This is a genomic window from Kitasatospora sp. NPDC094016 (assembly GCF_040304045.1).
Taxonomy (GTDB): Bacteria; Actinomycetota; Actinomycetes; order Streptomycetales; family Streptomycetaceae; genus Kitasatospora.
In genome coordinates this window covers 94,840-113,735 of sequence record NZ_JBEOUK010000002.1, presented here as the reverse complement: position 1 = coordinate 113,735, position 18,896 = coordinate 94,840, and the positions used below count along the sequence as shown (strand labels likewise).

At 73.5% G+C, this 18,896-nt stretch carries 16 protein-coding genes and 1 riboswitch; of the genes, 10 read left to right on the top strand and 6 right to left on the bottom strand.

Annotation, left to right across the window (positions count from 1 at the left end; all coding sequences use genetic code 11):
• Positions 1 to 126 precede the first annotated feature (126 nt).
• Positions 127 to 798, top strand: a complete 672-nt coding sequence (locus tag ABT015_RS02335) for a hypothetical protein (RefSeq protein ID WP_350875871.1) — start codon at positions 127 to 129, stop codon at positions 796 to 798.
• Between the two features lie 61 nt (positions 799 to 859).
• Here the strand turns inward: ABT015_RS02335 and ABT015_RS02330 are convergent, their stop codons facing one another.
• Complete coding sequence (locus ABT015_RS02330; RefSeq protein WP_350875869.1) at positions 860 to 2,152, bottom strand: cytochrome P450 family protein; 1,293 nt, start codon at positions 2,150 to 2,152, stop codon at positions 860 to 862.
• 185 nt (positions 2,153 to 2,337) lie between these two features.
• Between ABT015_RS02330 and ABT015_RS02325 the strand changes: the two genes are divergently transcribed.
• Positions 2,338 to 2,889, top strand: coding sequence for a P-loop NTPase family protein (locus ABT015_RS02325; RefSeq protein WP_350875867.1), 552 nt, complete (start codon positions 2,338 to 2,340; stop codon positions 2,887 to 2,889).
• A gap of 58 nt (positions 2,890 to 2,947) precedes the next feature.
• Here ABT015_RS02325 and ABT015_RS02320 read toward each other — a convergent pair whose 3' ends face one another.
• On the bottom strand, positions 2,948 to 3,949 hold the full coding sequence (locus ABT015_RS02320) for a LacI family DNA-binding transcriptional regulator (protein ID WP_350875865.1): 1,002 nt from the start codon (positions 3,947 to 3,949) through the stop codon (positions 2,948 to 2,950).
• 178 nt (positions 3,950 to 4,127) lie between these two features.
• Between ABT015_RS02320 and ABT015_RS02315 the strand changes: the two genes are divergently transcribed.
• Positions 4,128 to 5,069 carry a nitrilase-related carbon-nitrogen hydrolase gene (locus tag ABT015_RS02315; RefSeq protein ID WP_350876327.1) on the top strand — a complete coding sequence of 314 codons (942 nt, stop codon included), beginning with the start codon at positions 4,128 to 4,130 and terminating at the stop codon, positions 5,067 to 5,069.
• Positions 5,070 to 5,181: 112 nt separating this feature from the next.
• Here the strand turns inward: ABT015_RS02315 and ABT015_RS02310 are convergent, their stop codons facing one another.
• Positions 5,182 to 5,514, bottom strand: coding sequence for an ArsR/SmtB family transcription factor (locus ABT015_RS02310; RefSeq protein WP_350875863.1), 333 nt, complete (start codon positions 5,512 to 5,514; stop codon positions 5,182 to 5,184).
• Between the two features lie 97 nt (positions 5,515 to 5,611).
• A riboswitch (cobalamin riboswitch) is annotated at positions 5,612 to 5,853 on the top strand.
• Between the two features lie 51 nt (positions 5,854 to 5,904).
• On the opposite strand from ABT015_RS02310, the gene nicT reads away from it, so the two are divergent.
• Complete coding sequence (gene nicT, locus ABT015_RS02305; RefSeq protein WP_350875861.1) at positions 5,905 to 7,014, top strand: Nickel transporter NicT; 1,110 nt, start codon at positions 5,905 to 5,907, stop codon at positions 7,012 to 7,014.
• Positions 7,015 to 7,118: 104 nt separating this feature from the next.
• Here the strand turns inward: nicT and ABT015_RS02300 are convergent, their stop codons facing one another.
• On the bottom strand, positions 7,119 to 8,522 hold the full coding sequence (locus tag ABT015_RS02300) for a short-chain fatty acyl-CoA regulator family protein (RefSeq protein ID WP_350875859.1): 1,404 nt from the start codon (positions 8,520 to 8,522) through the stop codon (positions 7,119 to 7,121).
• 347 nt (positions 8,523 to 8,869) lie between these two features.
• Here ABT015_RS02300 and aceA point away from each other — a divergent pair, with 347 nt between their 5' ends.
• The 6 genes from aceA to ABT015_RS02270 all read left to right on the top strand — a co-directional run bounded on the left by aceA (position 8,870) and on the right by ABT015_RS02270 (position 16,601).
• The gene (gene aceA / locus ABT015_RS02295; protein ID WP_063352213.1) at positions 8,870 to 10,165 is read left to right on the top strand and encodes an isocitrate lyase; all 1,296 of its coding nucleotides are present in this window, start codon (positions 8,870 to 8,872) and stop codon (positions 10,163 to 10,165) included.
• A gap of 101 nt (positions 10,166 to 10,266) precedes the next feature.
• Positions 10,267 to 11,877 carry a malate synthase A gene (gene aceB, locus ABT015_RS02290; protein WP_350875856.1) on the top strand — a complete coding sequence of 537 codons (1,611 nt, stop codon included), beginning with the start codon at positions 10,267 to 10,269 and terminating at the stop codon, positions 11,875 to 11,877.
• 24 nt (positions 11,878 to 11,901) lie between these two features.
• On the top strand, positions 11,902 to 12,768 hold the full coding sequence (locus tag ABT015_RS02285) for a 3-hydroxybutyryl-CoA dehydrogenase (protein WP_350875854.1): 867 nt from the start codon (positions 11,902 to 11,904) through the stop codon (positions 12,766 to 12,768).
• Between the two features lie 253 nt (positions 12,769 to 13,021).
• A complete protein-coding gene (locus ABT015_RS02280; protein WP_350875852.1) occupies positions 13,022 to 14,527 on the top strand; it encodes an MmgE/PrpD family protein in 1,506 nt (501 codons plus the stop codon).
• Positions 14,527 to 15,432 carry a methylisocitrate lyase gene (gene prpB / locus ABT015_RS02275; protein WP_350875850.1) on the top strand — a complete coding sequence of 302 codons (906 nt, stop codon included), beginning with the start codon at positions 14,527 to 14,529 and terminating at the stop codon, positions 15,430 to 15,432. The genes ABT015_RS02280 and prpB overlap by 1 nt, the downstream gene beginning before the upstream one ends.
• 20 nt (positions 15,433 to 15,452) lie before the next feature.
• Positions 15,453 to 16,601, top strand: a complete 1,149-nt coding sequence (locus tag ABT015_RS02270) for a bifunctional 2-methylcitrate synthase/citrate synthase (protein ID WP_350875848.1) — start codon at positions 15,453 to 15,455, stop codon at positions 16,599 to 16,601.
• On the opposite strand, the gene ABT015_RS02265 is transcribed toward ABT015_RS02270, so the two are convergent.
• Together ABT015_RS02265 and folP are read right to left on the bottom strand one after the other, a co-directional pair.
• Positions 16,547 to 18,013 carry a short-chain fatty acyl-CoA regulator family protein gene (locus tag ABT015_RS02265; RefSeq protein WP_350875846.1) on the bottom strand — a complete coding sequence of 489 codons (1,467 nt, stop codon included), beginning with the start codon at positions 18,011 to 18,013 and terminating at the stop codon, positions 16,547 to 16,549. The genes ABT015_RS02270 and ABT015_RS02265 overlap by 55 nt on opposite strands.
• A gap of 17 nt (positions 18,014 to 18,030) precedes the next feature.
• The gene (folP, locus tag ABT015_RS02260; protein WP_402447911.1) at positions 18,031 to 18,891 is read right to left on the bottom strand and encodes a dihydropteroate synthase; all 861 of its coding nucleotides are present in this window, start codon (positions 18,889 to 18,891) and stop codon (positions 18,031 to 18,033) included.
• Between the last annotated feature and the right edge of the window lie 5 nt (positions 18,892 to 18,896).

Sequence of the window (18,896 nt, the reverse complement as noted above, 5' to 3'; positions counted from 1 at the left end):
CGCACGGTCAGGGCGCTTCCACGACACGCCACGCACTGTGCCCCCCAAACGCACGAACGCCCGGCGCCCCGGCGTCGGCGCGCGGGCGGACCGGGAGTGTCGGTGGCGTGCTGTTGAGTGTGCGCCATGACTGTTCACCACCTGCTGGCCGCCCTGCCCGGGCCCGACGAGCTGCGCGCCCGCTGCCGGGCGCTGGCGCTGCTGGACTCGATCGTCTCCGTCCCCTACGCACCCGACCACTCGTACGTGGCCGAATGGCGTCCGGGCGTCGATCTGGCGTGCATGGACAACGGTTCCGGTGACCAGTACGCGATCGTCTTCGACCCGGCCGGGGTGTTCCTCTACGGGTTCGACCACGAGAGCGACGCCACGCCGTGGCGGGAGGAGGACCGCGCGCACTGGCCCGGCCTGCTCGACGGCCTGCCCGGCCCGCTCGCGCACTACGCGCGGGCGCCGGAGTTCCAGCTCGAAGGCTTCTTCGACGCGACCGTGTGCGCCTGGCGCGAGACGGGCGGCACCGACTGGCGGTGCGGGCCGGTCGAGTTCGCCGACGGCGAGACGGACGGCGCCGACTGGCTGTTCGACCTGCTCACCGCCGCCGACGGTACGGAGGCGTTCGTGGACTACGCCGAGGACTACCACGAGCGGTCCGTCGACCAGGAGGCGGTGGCGGCCGTGCTGGCTGCCGCCCCGCTCGACCGCCGGACGGTTTCCACACTCTCGCCCACCGCGAACTTCGACACCGTCGCCGCGTTGGCCCGCGCGCTGGGTTACCACACCGTTCGGGAGGACGGCTGAGAAGTCGCCGGTCAGCGACGTCGTGTCGGCCGGGTCCACTGGCAGACGCGACCCGCACCGGCTAGAGCGGCGCCGTGTGGGTCGGGGGTTGGAGGCGTACGGGGAGGGTCTTCAGGTGCCAGTTGAGCGGGTTGGTGCCGCGTTGCAGGTGCTCCGGGTCGACGGCGAGTTGCAGGTCGGGTACCCGGCTGAACAGCGCGGCCAGGGCTACGGCGGTCTCCTCCTGGGCGAGGTGCGCGCCCAGGCAGCGGTGCGCGCCGTGTCCGAAGCCGAGGTGGGGCTCCTTGCTGTGGCGGGTGCGGCCGAGGTCGAGGCGGTCGGGGTCGGCGAAGGCGGCCGGGTCCCGGTTGGCCGCGGACACGATCGGGAGGACGGCTTCTCCGGCGCACACCGGGGTGGCGCCGACGGTGGTGTCGCGGGTGGCGTAACGGGGCAGCGCACGCACGACGGGCCCGCAGTAGCGCATGAGTTCGTCGACGGCGTGCGGCATGAGGGCGGGGTCCTCGCGCAGCAGGGCGAGCTGGTCGGGGTGGGCGAGGAGCGCTTCGGTGCTGTTGGCGATGAGGTTGACGGTGGTGATGTGCCCGGCGACGACCAGGTTGGTGATGAGCGAGACGAGTTCGTCGGTGCTCAGGCGGTCGTCGTGGTGGGGCGCGAGCAGTTCGGAGATGAGGTCGTCGCCGGGGTCGGCGGTGTGGAGGCCGACGAGGAGGTGGGCGTCGGCGACCATGCCGGCGAGCGCGTCGCCCAGTTCCTCGCCGCAGGTGCCGGCGGCCAGGGTGGCGCTGCGGCTCCGCCAGCGGTCGCGGTCGGCTTCGGGGACGGCGATGAGTTCGCAGATGACGGTGATGGGCAGCGGCCGGGCGAAGTGTTCGATCAGGTCGACGACGCCGTCCTCGGCGTGGTCCGGCAGGCGGTCGAGCAGGTCGGCGGCGATGGCTTCGATCCGGGGCCGCAGCGCGGCCACGCGGCGCGGGGAGAACGCGGCGGCGACCAGGCCGCGCAGCCGGCGGTGGTCGGAGCCGTCCGAGTCGAAGATTCCGGCGCGCAGGTACTTCTCGTGGCCCGCGTACATGCCGCGGGCCTGCCAGGTCTGTTCGGTGCGGTGGGCCACCGGCGCGCCGGGGACGGTCGCGGCGTCGATGGTGAAGTCGGGGTCGCTCATGATCGTGCGGATGTCGTCGTGGCGGGTGGCCACCCACATGGGGTCGACGCCTCGTACGCGGCCCCGCACCAGTTGCTCGCGTTCGCGGATGTGCGCGTAGGAGGTGAACGGATCGCGGACCAGCTCCTGATCGGCGAGGTCCAGTGATTCGTCGCCGGTCTCGGTGGTGGCCCGGCCTTGCGTCGTCATGGTGAGGCGCTCCCAACGGGTGGTCGTTCCGTGACGGCATCATGGCGGCCGGGCCGTGCCCCACCTGCCGTTATCGGTACCAATCCACCCGAACGAACGTATTCGCCCTCGGCCCCGGGGACGAGGACGGCCGTCACGAGGACGGCCGTCCTCCGGGGCCGCCGCCACGGCCTAGGGTGGCGGTCGTGGAACGGGTGCTGATCGCGGGGATCTCAGGGGCAGGCAAGACGACAATGGCCGGACGGCTGGCCGAGCGGCTCGGTCTGCCGCGGTACGAGCTGGACGCCCTGCACCACGGGCCGAACTGGACTCCGCGCCCGGAGTTCCGCTCCGACGTCGAGGCGTTCGCGAGCACCTCACGCTGGGTCGTCGAGGACCAGTACACCCGGCTGCTCGGTGACCTGCTGACTGCTCGGGCCGACACCTACGTCTGGCTCGACCTGCCCCGGGCCACCGTCATGTACCGCGTCCTGCGCCGCTCGTTCGCCCGCGCGCTCAGCCGCCGCGAACTCTGGAACGGCAACCGTGAGCGCTTCCGCGACTGGCTGGACCCGGAACACCCGATCCGCTGGGCCTGGGCCAGGCACTCCGTCCACCGCCGGCGCACGTTGGACCGGCTCGCGGCCCACCCCGGGCTGACGCTGGTCCACCTGACCTCGGCGCGCGCGGCGCGCAGGTGGCTGCGGGCGGTCGGCGGCCCGGCACCGGAACCGGCCCCTGTCCGGGCCCGGGGGTGAACCGCGCGGGCGCCCGGTCGTCGTCCGGGGTCGCGGCCGGTGTCCGTTCGGGTCGGTGTCAGCCGCGCCCGGCGGTGGAGGACCGGACGTGGAGTTCCCAGGCGTGGGTCCGTACCACGCCCGGTTCCGCCGCGCCCGACAGCAGGTCGCTGAGCAGGGCCGCGCATTCGCGGCCGTACTCCGCCGCGCGCAGGTCCACCGCCGTCACCTGCGGGCTCGACCCGCGTGCCGCGGCGCCGTCGACGCAGGCGGCCACCAGCACCTCGGTTCCGGCCCGCAGGCCTGCCCGGGCCACGGCTGCCAGCACGCCGGGCACCGCGCCGTCGGGGGCGCAGACCACGGCGTCCAGGCCCGGGGTGCCGGCGAGCAGGTCGGTGGTGGCGGCCTCGGCCTCGGTCGGCGTGGCCGCGAACGGGACGGTTCGCACGGCGACCTCGACGCCGTGGCGCCCGGTCCAGTCGGCGGCGGCGGCCCGCAGGGCGGCCGCCCAGTCGGATCCCGGGCCGGGGGCCAGCAGTGCCGGGCGGTGTGCGCCGCGCTGCGCGAGGTGGTCCAGCAGGGCGGCGAGCGAGGTGGCGTTGTCGCACACCACCGATCCGCTGGGCGCGGCCCCGCCGCCGAGGTAGCGCTCCCCGGTGACCACGGGTACGCCGGCGGCCAGCAGGCCGGGCACGGCCGGGTCGTCGACCTCCGGGTCGATGACCATCAGCCCGTCGACCCGGGCGGCCAGCCCGCCCTCCGCCGCCTTCCCCGGGGCCAGCAGCACCACGTCGAGGCCGTCCTCGCGGGCCCGCTCGACGGCGCCGAACGCCAGCTTCATGTAGTAGTCGAGGCGGGTCGCCGTGCGCGGCAGGTACAGGCCCACCGCCCCGGTGCTGGAGCGGCGCAGGCTGCGCGCCGCCGAGTTCGGCCGGTAGCCGAGCTCTCGGGCCGCGGCCTGGACGCGTTCGCGCGTCGCCTCGGCCACCCGGCCGGATCCGAGGAGGGCGTCGGAGGCGGTGCTCTTGGACACCCCGGCCGCCCGGGCCACGTCGAACAGGGTCACGGATCGGCTGGTCACAGCCCGGAAGTCTAGACGCAGTACCGGCGGCCACCCGTGGTCCGGGCGCCTGCGATGCTCCTCGCACCCCCTTGCCGGAACGTTCCGGCACAGCTTAGGGTCACCCGTGCCGGAACGTTCCGGCACGGCTTCGGCCGCTGCTCCGGCACCATGACCCGAGATGACCCGAGGACCCGCCATGCGCCTGATCACCGCCCTGAACCCGCCCGCGTCCCCGGCCCGCACCCGCGCGCCCCGGCGCGCCGCCCTGCGGGTCGCCCTCGTCCAGCAGCGCTGGCACGCGGACCCCGAGCAGCACCGGGCCGGCCTGCTGGAGGGAATCCGCCTCGCCGCCGAGCAGGGCGCCGCCCTCGTCGCCCTCCAGGAGCTCACGCTCTCCCCGTACTTCGCCGTGCTGCGCCAGTCCGACCACCCGCAGGCCGTCGAGCCCGAGGACCTGCGCACCGGCCCGACCTTCGCGTTCGCCGCGGCCGCCGCCCGCGAGCACGGCATCCACGTACACGCCTCGCTCTTCGAGAAGGCCGACGGACCGGACGGCCCCGACGGCCTCGGCTACAACACCGCGATCCTCGTCGCCCCCGACGGCACCCTGGTGCAGCGCACCCGCAAGCTGCACATCCCCGTGACCGAGGGCTACTACGAGGACACCTGGTTCCGCCAGGGCCCGGCCGGCGAGGACGCCTTCCCCCTCGCCGAGGTGGGCGACGCCGCCGTCGGCCTGCCGACCTGCTGGGACCAGTGGTTCCCCGAGCTCGCCCGCGCCTACTCCCTCGCCGGCGCCGACGTGCTCGTCTACCCGACCGCCATCGGCTCCGAGCCGGGCCACCCCGGCTTCGACACCCAGCCGCTGTGGCAGCAGGTCATCACCGGCAACGCCATCGCCAACGCCACCTTCATGGTCGTCCCCAACCGCATCGGCACCGAGGGCGAACTCACCTTCTACGGCAGCTCGTTCATCGTCGACCCGTACGGCCGCGTGCTCGCCCGGGCACCGCGCGACGAGGCCGCCGTCCTGGTCGCCGACCTCGACCTCGACCAGCGCCACGACTGGCTCGAACTCTTCCCCTTCAACACCACCCGCCGCCCCGACGCCTACGCGCCCCTGACCGCCCAGCGCTGACGCCCCCCGGCCTCCCCGGCCCGGTTCCGGCCGGGGGACGGGGAGGCCCTTCGGCACCACCGACCAGGCGACCGGACCTCACCGGGACAGCACGCTCAGCGGGCGCTCGCGCTCAGGCGCGCCTCGGCAGGGTCTCGTCGAGGAGACGGGCGATGCCCGGGTCACGGAGCCGGTACCGGACCACCCGCCCGTCCCGCTCGGCCGAGACCACGCCGGAGGCCCTCAGGATGCGGAGGGTCTGGGAGACGGCGGTCGGGCTGATGCCGCAGGCGCCGGCGAGGTCGGAGACCGGGATCGGTCCGGCAGCGTGCATCGCCGCCAGCAGGGCCAGTCTGCCGGGCTCGGCCAGCAGCGCGAACCGCTCGGCCGCGGAGCGCAGCCGGTCACGGTCGGCCACCGCAGCGGCGGCCGCCTGGACCGCTCGGGCATCGATTGCCTCGGGCATGTGCTGCCCTTCCCCCTCGTCACGGCTTTGTCAGCACTTTGCGTTATTGCAACATATGCGCAACTGCGCAGCCTTGTCGACTGGCTGTCCGAGCCCCTACGGTGTTCCCCGCCGTGGTGTTCGGGAAGTTCGGTGACAGCTCCTCAGGGGCCCAATCCGGCGCGGCCCTCGCCACTGTGAACGGGAAGTGCCCCCGGCGCGCCCGCAGCCACTGCGGGCAGTCACCGGTGCCGTACGGCGCACGGGAAGACGAGCCGCGGGGTGCGCTCAGCCCTGCCCGGACGCGGGCAGAACTGTCCATCCCCCAGTCAGGAGACCGGCCACGGCGCGCACGACTCCCCCGACCTCACCGGGGGTGCCCCCATCGAGGAGCTGGAGAGGCCGCCCGTCATGACCCTCACCGACGACACCCCGTCATCCGCCCTGCCCCTGCCCCCGCGCTGGCGGCGCCAGGACACCGTCCGCACCGCCAGCCTGCTCGGCGTCATCCTCGCCATGCACGTGGTCGCCTTCGGCATGCTGTTCCTGCTCGTCGCGCCCAACCACTACACGATCGGCAACCAGGCCTTCGGCGTCGGCCTCGGCATCACCGCCTACACCCTCGGCATGCGGCACGCCTTCGACGCCGACCACATCGCCGCCATCGACAACACCACCCGCAAGCTGATGGCCGACGGCCAGCGCCCGGTCTCGGTCGGCTTCTGGTTCGCCCTCGGCCACTCCAGCATCGTCATGGCGATGGCCGCCCTGGTCGCCGGCGGCGCCCAGATCGCCGGCACCCTGGTCGATGACAAGTCCACCGCCCACCAGTGGCTCGGCGTCATCGGCACCAGCGTCTCCGGCACCTTCCTCTACCTCATCGCCGCGCTCAACCTGATCGCCCTGGCCGGCATCTACAAGGTCTACAAGGCCATGCGGGCCGGCCAGTTCGACGAGAAGCAGTTGGAGAAGCACCTCGACGAGCGCGGCTTCATGAACCGCATCCTCGGCAGGCTCACCAAGTCCATCCGCCGCCCCGGCCAGATGTACCCGGTCGGCGTGCTCTTCGGCCTCGGCTTCGACACCGCCACCGAGGTCGCCCTGATGGTGATGGCCGGCTCCGGCGCCGCCTCCGGTCTGCCCTGGTACGCCATCATCTGCCTGCCGTTGCTCTTCGCCTGCGGCATGAGTCTGTTCGACACCCTCGACGGCACCTTCATGAACTTCGCCTACCACTGGGCGTTCTCCAACCCGGTCCGCAAGGTCTACTACAACCTCACCATCACCGGCCTGTCCATCGCCGTCGCCTTCGTCATCGGCACCATCGAACTGGTCGGCGTGCTGCACGAGAAGCTCGACCTCACCGACCCGGTCACCGGCTGGATCGCCGACATCAGCCTCGACAACGTCGGCTACATCCTCGTCGGCATGTTCGTCGTCGTCTGGGCCTGCGCACTCGCCTACTGGCGCTTCAGCAACGTCGAGCAGCGCTGGGCCACCCGCGTCGAGAAGACCGGCTGACCCGCCCGCCCGGTTCCGGCGGTTCCCGGGGGTGTCGACGATCGTCGACACCCCCGGCGGTCTGCCCGCAGACGGTCGCGGCAGTGGAGTTGCGCCCCCGGCCTTCAGCGCCGGGGGTCGGGTAGTGCCGGGTACGGGACGAAGGTGCTGGTGTGCTCGTCGAGCGCCAGCGGCCGGCCGATGGCGGGCGCGGCGCGCTGGGGGCACGCCGGGCGTTCGCACACCTTGCAGCCGAGCCCGATCGGGGTGGCGGCCGCCACGTCGCCGAGGTCCAGTCCCGCCGAGTACACGAGCCGTGCGGCGTGGCGGAGTTCGCAGCCGAGGCCGATGGCGAAGGTCTTGCCGGGGCGGCCCCAGCCGCCGGGTGAGCGGGTGACGGCGCGGGCGGTCCAGAGGTAGCGCCGGCCGTCGGGCATGGCGGCGACCTGGACGTGGACCCGGCCGGGGGCGGCGAAGGACTCGTAGACGTTCCACAGCGGGCAGGTGCCGCCGGTGCGGGAGAAGTGGAAGTCGGTCGCGGACTGGCGCTTGGAGACGTTGCCGGCCCGGTCGACCCGGACGAAGGAGAACGGTACGCCGCGCAGCCGGGGCCGCTGGAGGGTGCTGAGCCGGTGGCAGACCGTCTCGTAGCCGACGCCGAAGTGGTCGGCGAGGTGCTCGATGTCGTAGCGCGCCGATTCGGCCTCGGCGTGGAAGGCGGCGTACGGCAGCACGAGGGCGGCGGCGAAGTAGTTGGCCAGGCCGATCCGGGTGAGCGACCAGGCGGTGGAGCCTTCCGGGCTGTCCTGGGCCGCGAGTTCGGACAGCAGCGGATCGTGTTCCAGGTAGGCGAGTTGGGTGGCCATCCGGAACGCCTGCTGGCCCGGGCGCAGCCGGTCCGACAGGCTCAGGATCCTGCTGCGCGGGTCGTACCGGTGCAGGTGCTCGCCTCCGGCGGCGGTCCGTACGCCGTGGCCGGAGGCGAGCCGGTCGGCCAGCACCGCCCTGACCTCGCCGCGCCGCAGGCCGATGGTTGCGGCCAACTCCTCGGCTGCGGTGTCGAGTTCGTGGAGGTAGTTCTGGCGGCGGTAGAAGAACTCGCGGACCTGTTCGTGCGGGGTGAGGGTGTCGGGCGCCGGGCCGCGGTCCCCCGCGAGGACGGCGAGCTGCTCGGATACCGCCCGTCGGCCGCGGCCGAGGTCCATCAGCAGCCGCGCCACGGCGGGCAGGCGGGCGGCCACCTCGTCGAGGTCCCCGGCGGTGACCCGTCCGGCCGCGAGCTCCTCGCCGAGCGCGTCGCGCAGTTCGGCGGTGAGCCGGGCGCTGCCGGGCGGGGCGAAGTACCCGGCCTCGACGCCGAAGGCCTCGGTGAGGCGCAGCAGGACGGGCACGGTGAGCGGGCGGGCGTCGTGCTCCAGCTGGTTGAGGTAGCTGGGTGACAGGTCGATCAGCCGGGCGAGGGCGGCCTGGCTGAGTCCGCGTTCCTCGCGCAGGCGGCGCAGCCGGGCGCCGGCGAAGGCCTTTCCCATCGTGTCGTTCTCCCCTCACCGGCCGTCGGCCGACCTGGTGCGGGAAGCCTAGCCGCACGGCGAGAGGTCGCGTCGTCGCAACCTTCGCAGATTCGCCGGGGACCGTTCGCAGAAGTTGGCAGTGGTCCATCGGTGACGGCGGCTTCGCCGGGTGCCAGAGTCGGTGGTGCGGCCGGGAGGTGCGCAGGACAGCGGCGAAACACCAGGTCGGTCGCGGCCGGGCAGGCTGTCCGGGCGTCCACGTCCTGCGGTGTTCCGCCGCCGCCCGGCACCGCCCGGCCGCCCACTCGCCCTCGCGGTGAGACACCTCACAACCTTCGCAACGAGCACCCCTGGGGAGCAGACCCATGACTCAGTCGGTTCGGCAGCAGCAGGAGCAGCAGGCGGCGGCGCTGGCCGCTCGGTGGGCGTCCGACCCGCGGTGGGCGGGCATCGAGCGCACGTACTCGGCGGCCGAGGTCGTGCGGCTGTCCGGCACCGTCCGCGAGGAACACACGCTGGCCCGCCGGGGCGCCGAGCGCCTGTGGCGGCAGTTGCACGAGCAGGACTACGTGCACGCCCTCGGCGCGCTGACGGGCGGCCAGGCCGTGCAGATGGTGAGGGCCGGACTGCAGGCGATCTACCTGTCCGGGTGGCAGGTCGCGGCCGATGCCAACCAGGCCGGGCAGACCTACCCGGACCAGAGCCTCTACCCGGCCAACTCCGTTCCCCAGGTGGTGCGTCGGATCAACAACGCGCTGCTGCGCGCCGACGAGATCGACGCGGCGGAGGGGACGGACGGCGGGCCGGACTGGCTGGTGCCGATCGTCGCCGACGCGGAGGCCGGGTTCGGCGGTCCGCTGAACGCCTTCGAGCTCACCAAGGGCATGATCGCGGCCGGCGCGGCGGGCATCCACTACGAGGACCAGCTCGCCTCCGAGAAGAAGTGCGGCCACCTCGGCGGCAAGGTGCTCGTCCCCACCGCCCAGCACGTCCGCACCCTCAACTCCGCCCGCCTGGCCGCCGACCTCGCCGACGTGCCGACCCTGATCGTGGCCCGCACGGACGCGCTCGCCGCCAACCTGCTGACCAGCGACGTCGACGAGCGCGACGCCCGGTTCTGCACCGGCGAGCGCACCGCCGAGGGCTTCTACCGGGTCGAGCCGGGCATGGCTCCGGTGATCTCGCGCGGCCTCGCGTTCGCCCCGTACGCGGACCTGATCTGGGTGGAGACCGGCACCCCGGACCTCGCCCAGGCCCGCGAGTTCGCCGAGGCGCTCAAGGCCGAGTACCCGGACAAGATGCTCGCCTACAACTGCTCGCCGTCCTTCAACTGGAAGGCGGCCCTGGACGACGACCAGATCGCCAAGTTCCAGAGGGAGTTGGGCGCGATGGGCTACCGCTTCCAGTTCATCACGCTGGCCGGCTTCCACGCGCTGAACCACTCGATGTTCCAGCTCGCCCGCGGCTACGCCGAGCACGGGATGACGGCCTACGTCGACCTCCAGGAGGCCGAGTTCGCGGCCGTGCCGCAGGGCTACACCGCCGTGAAGCACCAGCGCGAGGTCGGCACCGGCTACTTCGACCTGGTCTCCACCGCGCTCAACCCGAACGCCGAGACGCTCGCCCTGACCGGCTCCACCGAGGCCGAGCAGTTCCACTGAGCCTCCCTGGCGGCCTCCCTGGGGAGAGACCGCCCTTCACCCCGCCGCCCGGGGCCTCGTTGAGGGACGAGGCCCCGGGCCCACGCTCCTGGAGAAACCGGATGAGCCAGCCCAGCCGCATCGACGTCCTCGGCGAACACGAGGACCGCTTCGACGAGATCCTCACCCCTGCCGCCCTGGACTTCGTGGCACGCCTGCACGAGGCCTTCGCCGACCGCCGCGCCGAACTCCTCGCCGAGCGCCGCCGCCGCGGTGCGCTCCTCGCCGCCGGAGGCACCCTGGACTTCCTGCCCGAGACCCGCGCCGTCCGCGAGGACCCGACCTGGCGGGTCGCCGGCGCCGGCCCCGGCCTGGCGGACCGCCGGGTGGAGATCACCGGCCCGCCCGAACGCCGGATGGCCGTCAACGCGCTCAACTCCGGCGCGAAGGTGTGGCTGGCGGACTTCGAGGACGCCACCTCCCCCACCTGGCACAACCTGCTCACCGGCCAGCTGAACCTGCTCGACGCGATCGAGCGCCGGATCGACGACACCACCCCGGAGGGCAAGCGGTACCGGATCGGCGACACGCCCGCCACCATCGTCGTGCGCCCGCGCGGCTGGCACCTCGACGAGCAGCACCTGCTGATCGACGGCCGCCCGGCGATCGGCGCGCTGGTCGACTTCGGCCTCCACCTCTTCCACTGCGGCCGGCGGCAGATCGAGCGCGGCAGCGGCCCGTACTTCTACCTGCCCAAGCTGGAGAACCACCTCGAAGCCCGGCTGTGGAACGACGTCTTCACCTTCGCCCAGCACGAGTCGGGCATCCCGCACGGAACGATCCGCGCCACCGTGCTGATCGAGACCATCACCGCCGCGTTCGAGATGGACGAGATCCTGTACGAGCTGCGCGAGCACGCGGCCGGCCTCAACGCCGGGCGCTGGGACTACCTGTTCAGCCTGATCAAGAACTTCGCCACGCACGGCCCCCGCTACGTCCTGCCGGACCGCGCCACCCTCACCATGACCCAGCCGTTCCTGCGCGCCTACACCGACCTGCTGGTGCGCACCTGCCACCGCCGCGGCGCCCACGCCATCGGCGGCATGGCCGCCGCCGTCCCGCAACGCGACCCCGCCGCCAACGAGGCGGCCCTGACCAAGGTCCGCGCCGACAAGGAGCGCGAGGCCGGCGACGGCTTCGACGGCTCCTGGGTCGCCCACCCCGGCCTCGTCGCCACCTGCCGGACGGCCTTCGACACCGTCCTCGACGCCCGCCCGCACCAGCTCGACCGCACCCGCGAGGACGTCGAGGTCACCGCCGCCGACCTGCTCGGCGTGCACAGGCTGTCCGTCGGCCTGCCGACCGAACAGGGCCTGCGCTCCAACGTCGCCGTCGCCCTGCGCTACCTGACGGCCTGGCTCGGCGGTTCCGGAGCCGTCGCCGTCTTCGGCCTGATGGAGGACGTCGCCACCGCCGAGATCGCCCGCTGCCAGATCTGGCAGTGGCAGCACCACTGCTCCCGGCTGACCGGCGGATCGCTCGCCACCCCCGACCTCGTACGGCGGCTGATCGACCGCGAGCGCGCCACCCTGCTCGCCGAGGGCGCCGACCCGGCACTGGTGGACGACGCCGTACGGATCCTGGAGGAGACCGCCCTCGGCGCCGAACTGCCCGCCTTCCTCACCACCGAGGCCTACGCCCGCCACCTCGTGCGGATCCGCACCGCGGCCTGAGCCGCCCGACCACGGAGGTATCCGATGAACGACATCCGCCGCGTAGCGGTCGTCGGCGCCGGGCAGATGGGCTCCGGCATCGCCGAGGTCTTCGCCCGCGCCGGCCTCGACACCGTCGTCTGCGAGGCCGGCCGGGGCGCCCTGCGCGCCGCCCGGGCCCGGATCGACCGCTCCCTGCACCGCGCCGTCGACCGCGGCCGGATCAACGAGCAGCAGCGCACGGACGCCTGGGCCCACCTGCTGTTCGCCGACGACCTGGAAGCGCTCGCCGACCGCCAGCTCGTCGTCGAGGCCGTCGTCGAGGACGAACGGGTCAAGACCGAGGTGCTCGGCGCCCTGGACAAGGTGCTCGTCACCGACGACGCCGTCCTGGCCACCAACACCTCCGCCATCCCGGTCACCCGCCTCGGCATCACCACCGACCGCGCCTCCCACGTCCTCGGCCTGCACTTCTTCAACCCCGCCCCCGTCATGCCGCTCGTCGAACTGGTCGCCTCGCTGCACACCGCCCCGGCCGTCCTCGACCGGGTGGAGGCCTTCACCCGGGACACCCTCGGCAAGCACGTCATCCGCTCCCGCGACCGGGCCGGCTTCGTCGTCAACGCCCTGCTGGTGCCCTACCTGCTCTCCGCCGTCCGGATGGCCGAGGCCGGCCACGCCAGCCCCGAGGACATCGACGCCGGCATGGTCCACGGCTGCGCCCACCCCATGGGCCCGCTCCAACTCGCCGACCTCATCGGCCTGGACACCGTGCAGGCCATCGCCGAGTCCATGTACGACGAGTACAAGGAGCCGCTCTACGCGCCGCCGCCCCTGCTCTCCCGCATGGTCGAGGCCGGACTGCTCGGCCGCAAGAGCGGGCGTGGGTTCCACGTCCACCAGGCGGCCTGACGGTCTCTCGGCCCGCTCGGCGCCCGCTACGCCCACCGCCCCGGAGAACGCGCCACCCGCGCGCTCTCCGGGGCGCCGTGCTGTCCCGGGCCGCCGCGAGGAGCCGGTTCCCCGGCCGGGTTCGCAGGTTTCGCAGCTTCACAGGAATCCGCCGTACGGATTCCACCGATCGGCATGCTGGATCATCGGCCGTCCGACCAGCAGGCTCGATCACGCAAGCCCCCAGAGTCGTCACACACTCCCGAGGAGTCCCGTGATCGAGCACCACGTCCGCGTCCACCCCAGTGCCGACCGGCTGCCGCGTGAGGAGCAGCTCGCCTGGAAGCTGGCCGCCGTCGCCACCGGCACCGAGGAGCTGGACCCGGCCGGCGTGAACATGGCCGTCAACCGGGTGATCGACAACGCGGCGGTGGCCGTCGCGTCGCTGCTGCGCCGGCCCGTGGCGGTGGCCCGCGCCCAGGCGCTCGCCCACCGCGGCGCGCCGGGCGCCCGGGTGTTCGGCAGCCCGGCCCGGGTCTCGCCGGAGTGGGCGGCCTGGGCCAACGGGACGGCGGTGCGCGAGCTGGACTTCCACGACACCTACCTCGCCGCCGACTACTCCCACCCCGGAGACAACATCCCGCCGCTGCTTGCCGTCGCCCAGCACACCGGCCGCAGCGGGGCCGACCTGCTGCGCGGCATCGTCGCCGCCTACGAAGTCCACGTCGCGCTGGTGCGGGGCATCTGCCTGCACGCCCACCGGATCGACCACGTCGCGCACCTGAGCGCGGCCACCGCCTGCGGGCTCGGGGCGCTGCTGCGGCTGCCGACCGAGACGGTGTATCAGGCGGTGCAGCAGGCCGTGCACACCACCACGGCCACCCGGCAGTCCCGCAAGGGCGAGATCTCCAGTTGGAAGGCCTTCGCCCCCGCCTTCGCCGGCAAGGCCGCGATCGAGGCGGTGGACCGGGCGATGCGCGGCGAGACCTCCCCGTCCCCCGTCTACGAGGGTGAGGACGGCTTCCTCGCCTGGCTGCTCGACGGCCCGCAGTCCGACTACACCGTGCTGCTGCCCGGGCCCGGCGAGCCGCGGCGGGCGATCCTGGACACCTACACCAAGGAGCACTCCGCCGAGTACCAGGCCCAGGCGATCATCGATCTGGCCCGGCGGCTGCGCGAGAAGGCCGGGCCGCTGGAGAAGGTGCGCTCGGTCGTCCTGCACACCAGCCACCACACCCACCACGTCATCGGCTCCGGCTCGGGCGACCCGCAGAAGTACGACCCGACCGCGAGCCGCGAGACCCTCGACCACTCCATCCCGTACATCCTCGCCGTCGCGTTGGAGGACGGCGCCTGGCACCACGAGCGCTCCTACGCCCCCGAGCGGGCCCAACGCCCGGAGACCGTGACGCTCTGGCAGAAGATCACCACCGTCGAGGACCGGGAGTGGACCGCCCGCTACCACGACCCCGACCCGGCCCGGCGGGCCTTCGGCGGGCGTGTGGTGATCACCCTGGACGACGGCACGGTGATCGAGGACGAGCTGGGCGTGGCGGACGCCCACCCCGCCGGCGCGCGCCCCTTCGACCGCCCCGCGTACCAGCGGAAGTTCCGCACCCTGGCCCAGGGCGTCGTCTCCCCCGCCGACCAGGACCGCTTCCTGGCAGCCGCCGCCGACCTCGCCGAGCTGAAGGCCGCGGACCTGGACGAGCTGTTCCCGGCTGTCGACACCGAGGCCGTGCGCGCGTTCGACGCGCTCCTCCCGAAGGGCCTGTTCTGATGCTGCACACCCGCACCACCCCCACCCAGCGCCGCCGCGCCCTGCGCGAACGCCTCGCCACCGGGCGGCTGTTGACGATGCCCGGCGCGCTCAACCCGCTCTCCGCCCGGCTCGTCCAGGACCTCGGCTTCGAGGCCGCCTACCTCTCCGGCGCCGTCCTCGCCGCCGACCTCGGCCTGCCCGACATCGGCCTGACCACCGCCACCGAGGTCGCCGCCCGCGCCCAGCAGACCACCCGCGTCACCGACCTGCCCGTCCTGATCGACGCCGACACCGGCTTCGGCGAACCCATGAACGCCGCCCGCACCGTCCAGCTCATGGAGGACGCCGGCCTCGCCGGCCTGCACCTGGAGGACCAGGTCAACCCCAAGCGCTGCGGCCACCTCGACGGCAAGGCCGTCGTCCCCCGCGAGGACATGACCCGCCGCCTGCGCGCCGCCGTCGACGCCCGGCGCGACCCCGACTTCCTGCTGATGGCCCGCACCGACGCCCGCTCCGTCGAGGGACTGCGCGCCGCGATCGACCGGGCCAAGGCCTACGTCGACGCCGGAGCCGACGCGATCTTCCCCGAAGCCCTCGCCGACGAGGCCGAGTTCGAGGCCTTCCGCAAGGCCGTCGACGTCCCGCTGCTCGCCAACATGACCGAGTTCGGCAAGTCCCCGCTGCTCGACGCCCGCACCCTCCAGAACCTCGGGTACGAGATCGCGCTCTACCCCGTCACCCTGCTGCGCCTGGCCATGGGCGCGGTCGAGGACGGCCTGCGCACCCTCGCCGCCGAGGGCACCCAGGAGTCGCTGCTGCCGCGCATGCAACCGCGCTCCCGGCTGTACGAACTCCTCGGCTACGAGCAGTACGCGGCCTTCGACACCGCCGTCTTCGACTTCACCCTCCCGCCCGGCGCCTGACCCCGCATCGGAGACCAGCCATGCCCACCACCGCACCCGGGATCCACCGCGGACTCGCCGGAGTCGTCGTCGACACCACCGGGATCTCCACCGTCATCCAGGAGACCAACTCCCTCACCTACCGCGGCTACCCCGTCCAGGACCTCGCCGCCCGGCGCTCCTTCGAGGAGGTCGCCCACCTGCTGTGGCACGGCGAACTGCCCGACCCCGGGCAGCTGCGGGAGTTCCGGGCCCGCGAGGCCGCCCTGCGCCCGCTCGACCGCACCACCGCCGAACTGCTCGCCAAACTGCCCGAGACCTGCCACCCGATGGACGTGCTGCGCACCGCCGTCAGCTTCTTCGGCGCCGAGGACCCCACCGAGGACGACGGCCGCCCCGCGCCCCACCTCGTCAAGTCCCTCACCCTGCTGGCGAAACTGCCCACCGTCGTCGCCGCCGACCAGCGCCGCCGCCGGGGCCTGGCGCCCATCCCGCCGGACCCCGGGCTCGGCTACGCGGAGAACTTCTTCCACATGTGCTTCGGCGCGGTGCCCGCCCCCGAGGTGGTCCGCTGCTTCGAGATCTCCCTCGTGCTGTACGCCGAGCACAGCTTCAACGCCTCCACCTTCACCGCCCGCGTCGTCACCTCCACCCTCTCCGACCTCTACAGCGCCGTCACCGCAGCGATCGGCGCACTCAAGGGCCCCCTGCACGGCGGCGCCAACGAGGCCGTGATGCACATGCTGGAGGAGATCGGCGACACCGCCCGGGCCGCGCGGTGGCTCGACGAGGCACTCGCCGCCAAGCGGAGGATCATGGGCTTCGGCCACCGCGTCTACCGGCACGGCGACTCCCGCGTCCCGATCATGCAGGCTGCCCTGGACGACCTGGTGGCCCGCAGCGCCGACCCCGGGACGGCCCGGCTGGCCGCACTGCACGCCGCACTGCGCGAGGCGATGCTGGAACGCAAGGGCATCCACCCCAACCTCGACTACCCCGCCGGCCTCGCCTACCACCTGATGGGCTTCGACACCCCCGTCTTCACACCCCTCTTCGTGATGAGCCGCATCACCGGCTGGACCGCCCACATCACCGAACAGCTCGCCCACAACTCCCTGATCCGCCCGCTCGCCCGCTACGACGGCCCCGGCCAGCGCCCGGTGCCGGGGCTGTCACCGAACACGGCGTAGGGAACGCGGCTGCGGCGGTCCGGCTCGACGGCCAGGCGCCCGCCCGCCGGCGGGCGGGCGCGCTGGGCGCAGTCGCGGCGCTCGCAGATCCGGCAGCCCAGCCCGATCGGGGCGGCCGCTCCCGGAGCGTCGAGCGCGACGCCCTCGGCGTAGACGAGGCGGTGGGCGTGGCGCAGCTCGCAACCGAGCGCGACGGCGAACTCGCTGCGCGGTGCGCGGTGGCCGAAACCGCCGTGGGAGACGGTGCGGGCGATCCAGAAGTAGCGCTTCCCGTCGGGCATCTCGGCGACCTGGGTCAGGATCCGGCCGGGTGCGGAGAACGCCTCGTAGACCGTCCAGAGCGGGCAGGTACCGCCGAGGCGGGAGAAGTGGAAGTCGGTCGCGGACTGGCGCTTGGAGATGTTGCCCGCCCGGTCGGCGCGCAGGAAGGAGAACGGGACGCCGCGTCGGCCCGGACGCTGGAGGGTGCTCAGCCGGTGGCAGACCGTCTCGAACCCGACCCCGAAGCGGGCCTGGAGCAGCTCGATGTCGTACCGCAGCTCCTCGGCGGCCGCGTGGAAGGCGGTGTACGGCATCAGCAGGGCGCCGGCGAAGTAGTTGGCCAGGCCGATCCTGGCCAGGTCGGCGGCCTGGGGTGAGGTGAGGCCGGGCCCGGCCGCCGCCACGAGCGTGTCGAGCAGCGGCCGGTGCTCCAGCAGGGCCAGCTGGGTGGCGAGTTGGAAGGCGCGCTGGCCGTCGGCCAGCCACGGTGAGAGCCGCAGTGTGCCGGCCGCCGGGTCGTAGCGCCGCAGGTCGCCGGGCCGCCGGTGGTCGGCGTCCAGCACCCGCACCCCGTGCCGTTCGCCGAGGCGGGCGGCCAGCGCGGCGGCGGTGCGGCCGGCGGTCGTGGTGGCCAGGCACTGCGCGGTCCGCTCCGCCGCCTCGTCCAGGGCGGCGATGTGGTTGTGGTGGGTGTAGAAGAAGTCCCTGACCTCGTCGTGGGGTTCGGCCGGGCGGATGCCCGCCCCGGTGCCGGGCTCGCCGAGGTCGACGACGCGCGCGAGCGCCTCGCGGTAGCCGCGGTGCAGCGCGACCAGGGCCCGTGCCACCTCCGGGTGGTTGCGGCTCACCTCCGCGATCTCCTCCGTCGGCACGGCTCCGCCGCAGGCCTCGTCCGCGAGCGCGGTGCGCAGGTCGGTGCCGAGGCGTTCCTCCTCGGCCTCGGAGAAGAACTCCGGGTCGACCCCGAGCACCTCGGCGATCCGCAGCAGCACGGCGGCGGTCAGCGGACGCTGGCTGTGCTCGATCTGGTTGAGGTAGCTGGTCGAGATGCCGAGCTCGCGCGCCAGCTCGACCTGGTTCATGCCGTGCTCGCGGCGCAGTCGGCGCAGCTTGGCGTGGGCGTAGATCTTCCGCCCGGTCGGACGTGGCATGGCGCGTACTTCCTCTCTCAGACCCGGTTGGTTCGGATCGCGGCCTCGACCCGGACGGCGTCCGCCGTGTCGCGGACCTCGTGCACCCGCACCGCCCACGCGCCCTGCGCGGCGGCCAGGACGCTGGCCGCCGCGGTGGCCGCGTCGCGTTCCCGGGCCGGACGGGCCTCGCCCGTCCGCGGGTCGGCCAGCAGCTCGCCCAGGAAGCGCTTGCGCGAGGCCGCCACCAGGAGCGGGCGCCCCAGTACGCGCCAGGCGTCCAGCGACGCCAGCAGCGCCCAGTCGTCCTGCCGGCGTTTGGCGAAGCCGAGGCCCGGGTCCACGATGACCCGGGAGGGGTCGACCCCGGCCGACACCACCGTGTCCATCTGCCGTGCGACCTCACGGATCACCTCGGCCGCGACGTCCTCGTACGCGGCCAGCTCGTCCATGTGGGCGGACTGCCCGCGCCAGTGCATGACGACGAAGGGCACCGCGGCCCTGGCCGCGGCGCGGGCCATGCCCGCGTCGGCCCGGCCCCCGCTGACGTCGTTGATGATCCGGGCGCCGGCCTCCACCGCCGCTTCGGCGACCCGGGCCCGCATCGTGTCGATGCTGACCAGGACGCCCTTGTCGGTGAGCGAGCGCACCACCGGCAGGACCCGGCGCAGTTCCTCCTCCTCGGACACCCTGGCCGCTCCCGGCCGGGTCGACTCCCCGCCGACGTCCACGATGTCCGCGCCCTGCTCGGCCAGCAGCAGTCCACGGTCCACCGCGCGCCCCGGGTCCAGCCAGCGGCCGCCGTCCGAGAACGAGTCTGGGGTCACGTTCACGACTCCCATCACCGCGCACCGATCCCATCCGGGCAGCCCCGACAATACCTGCGAAGGTCTTTTCATGCGCC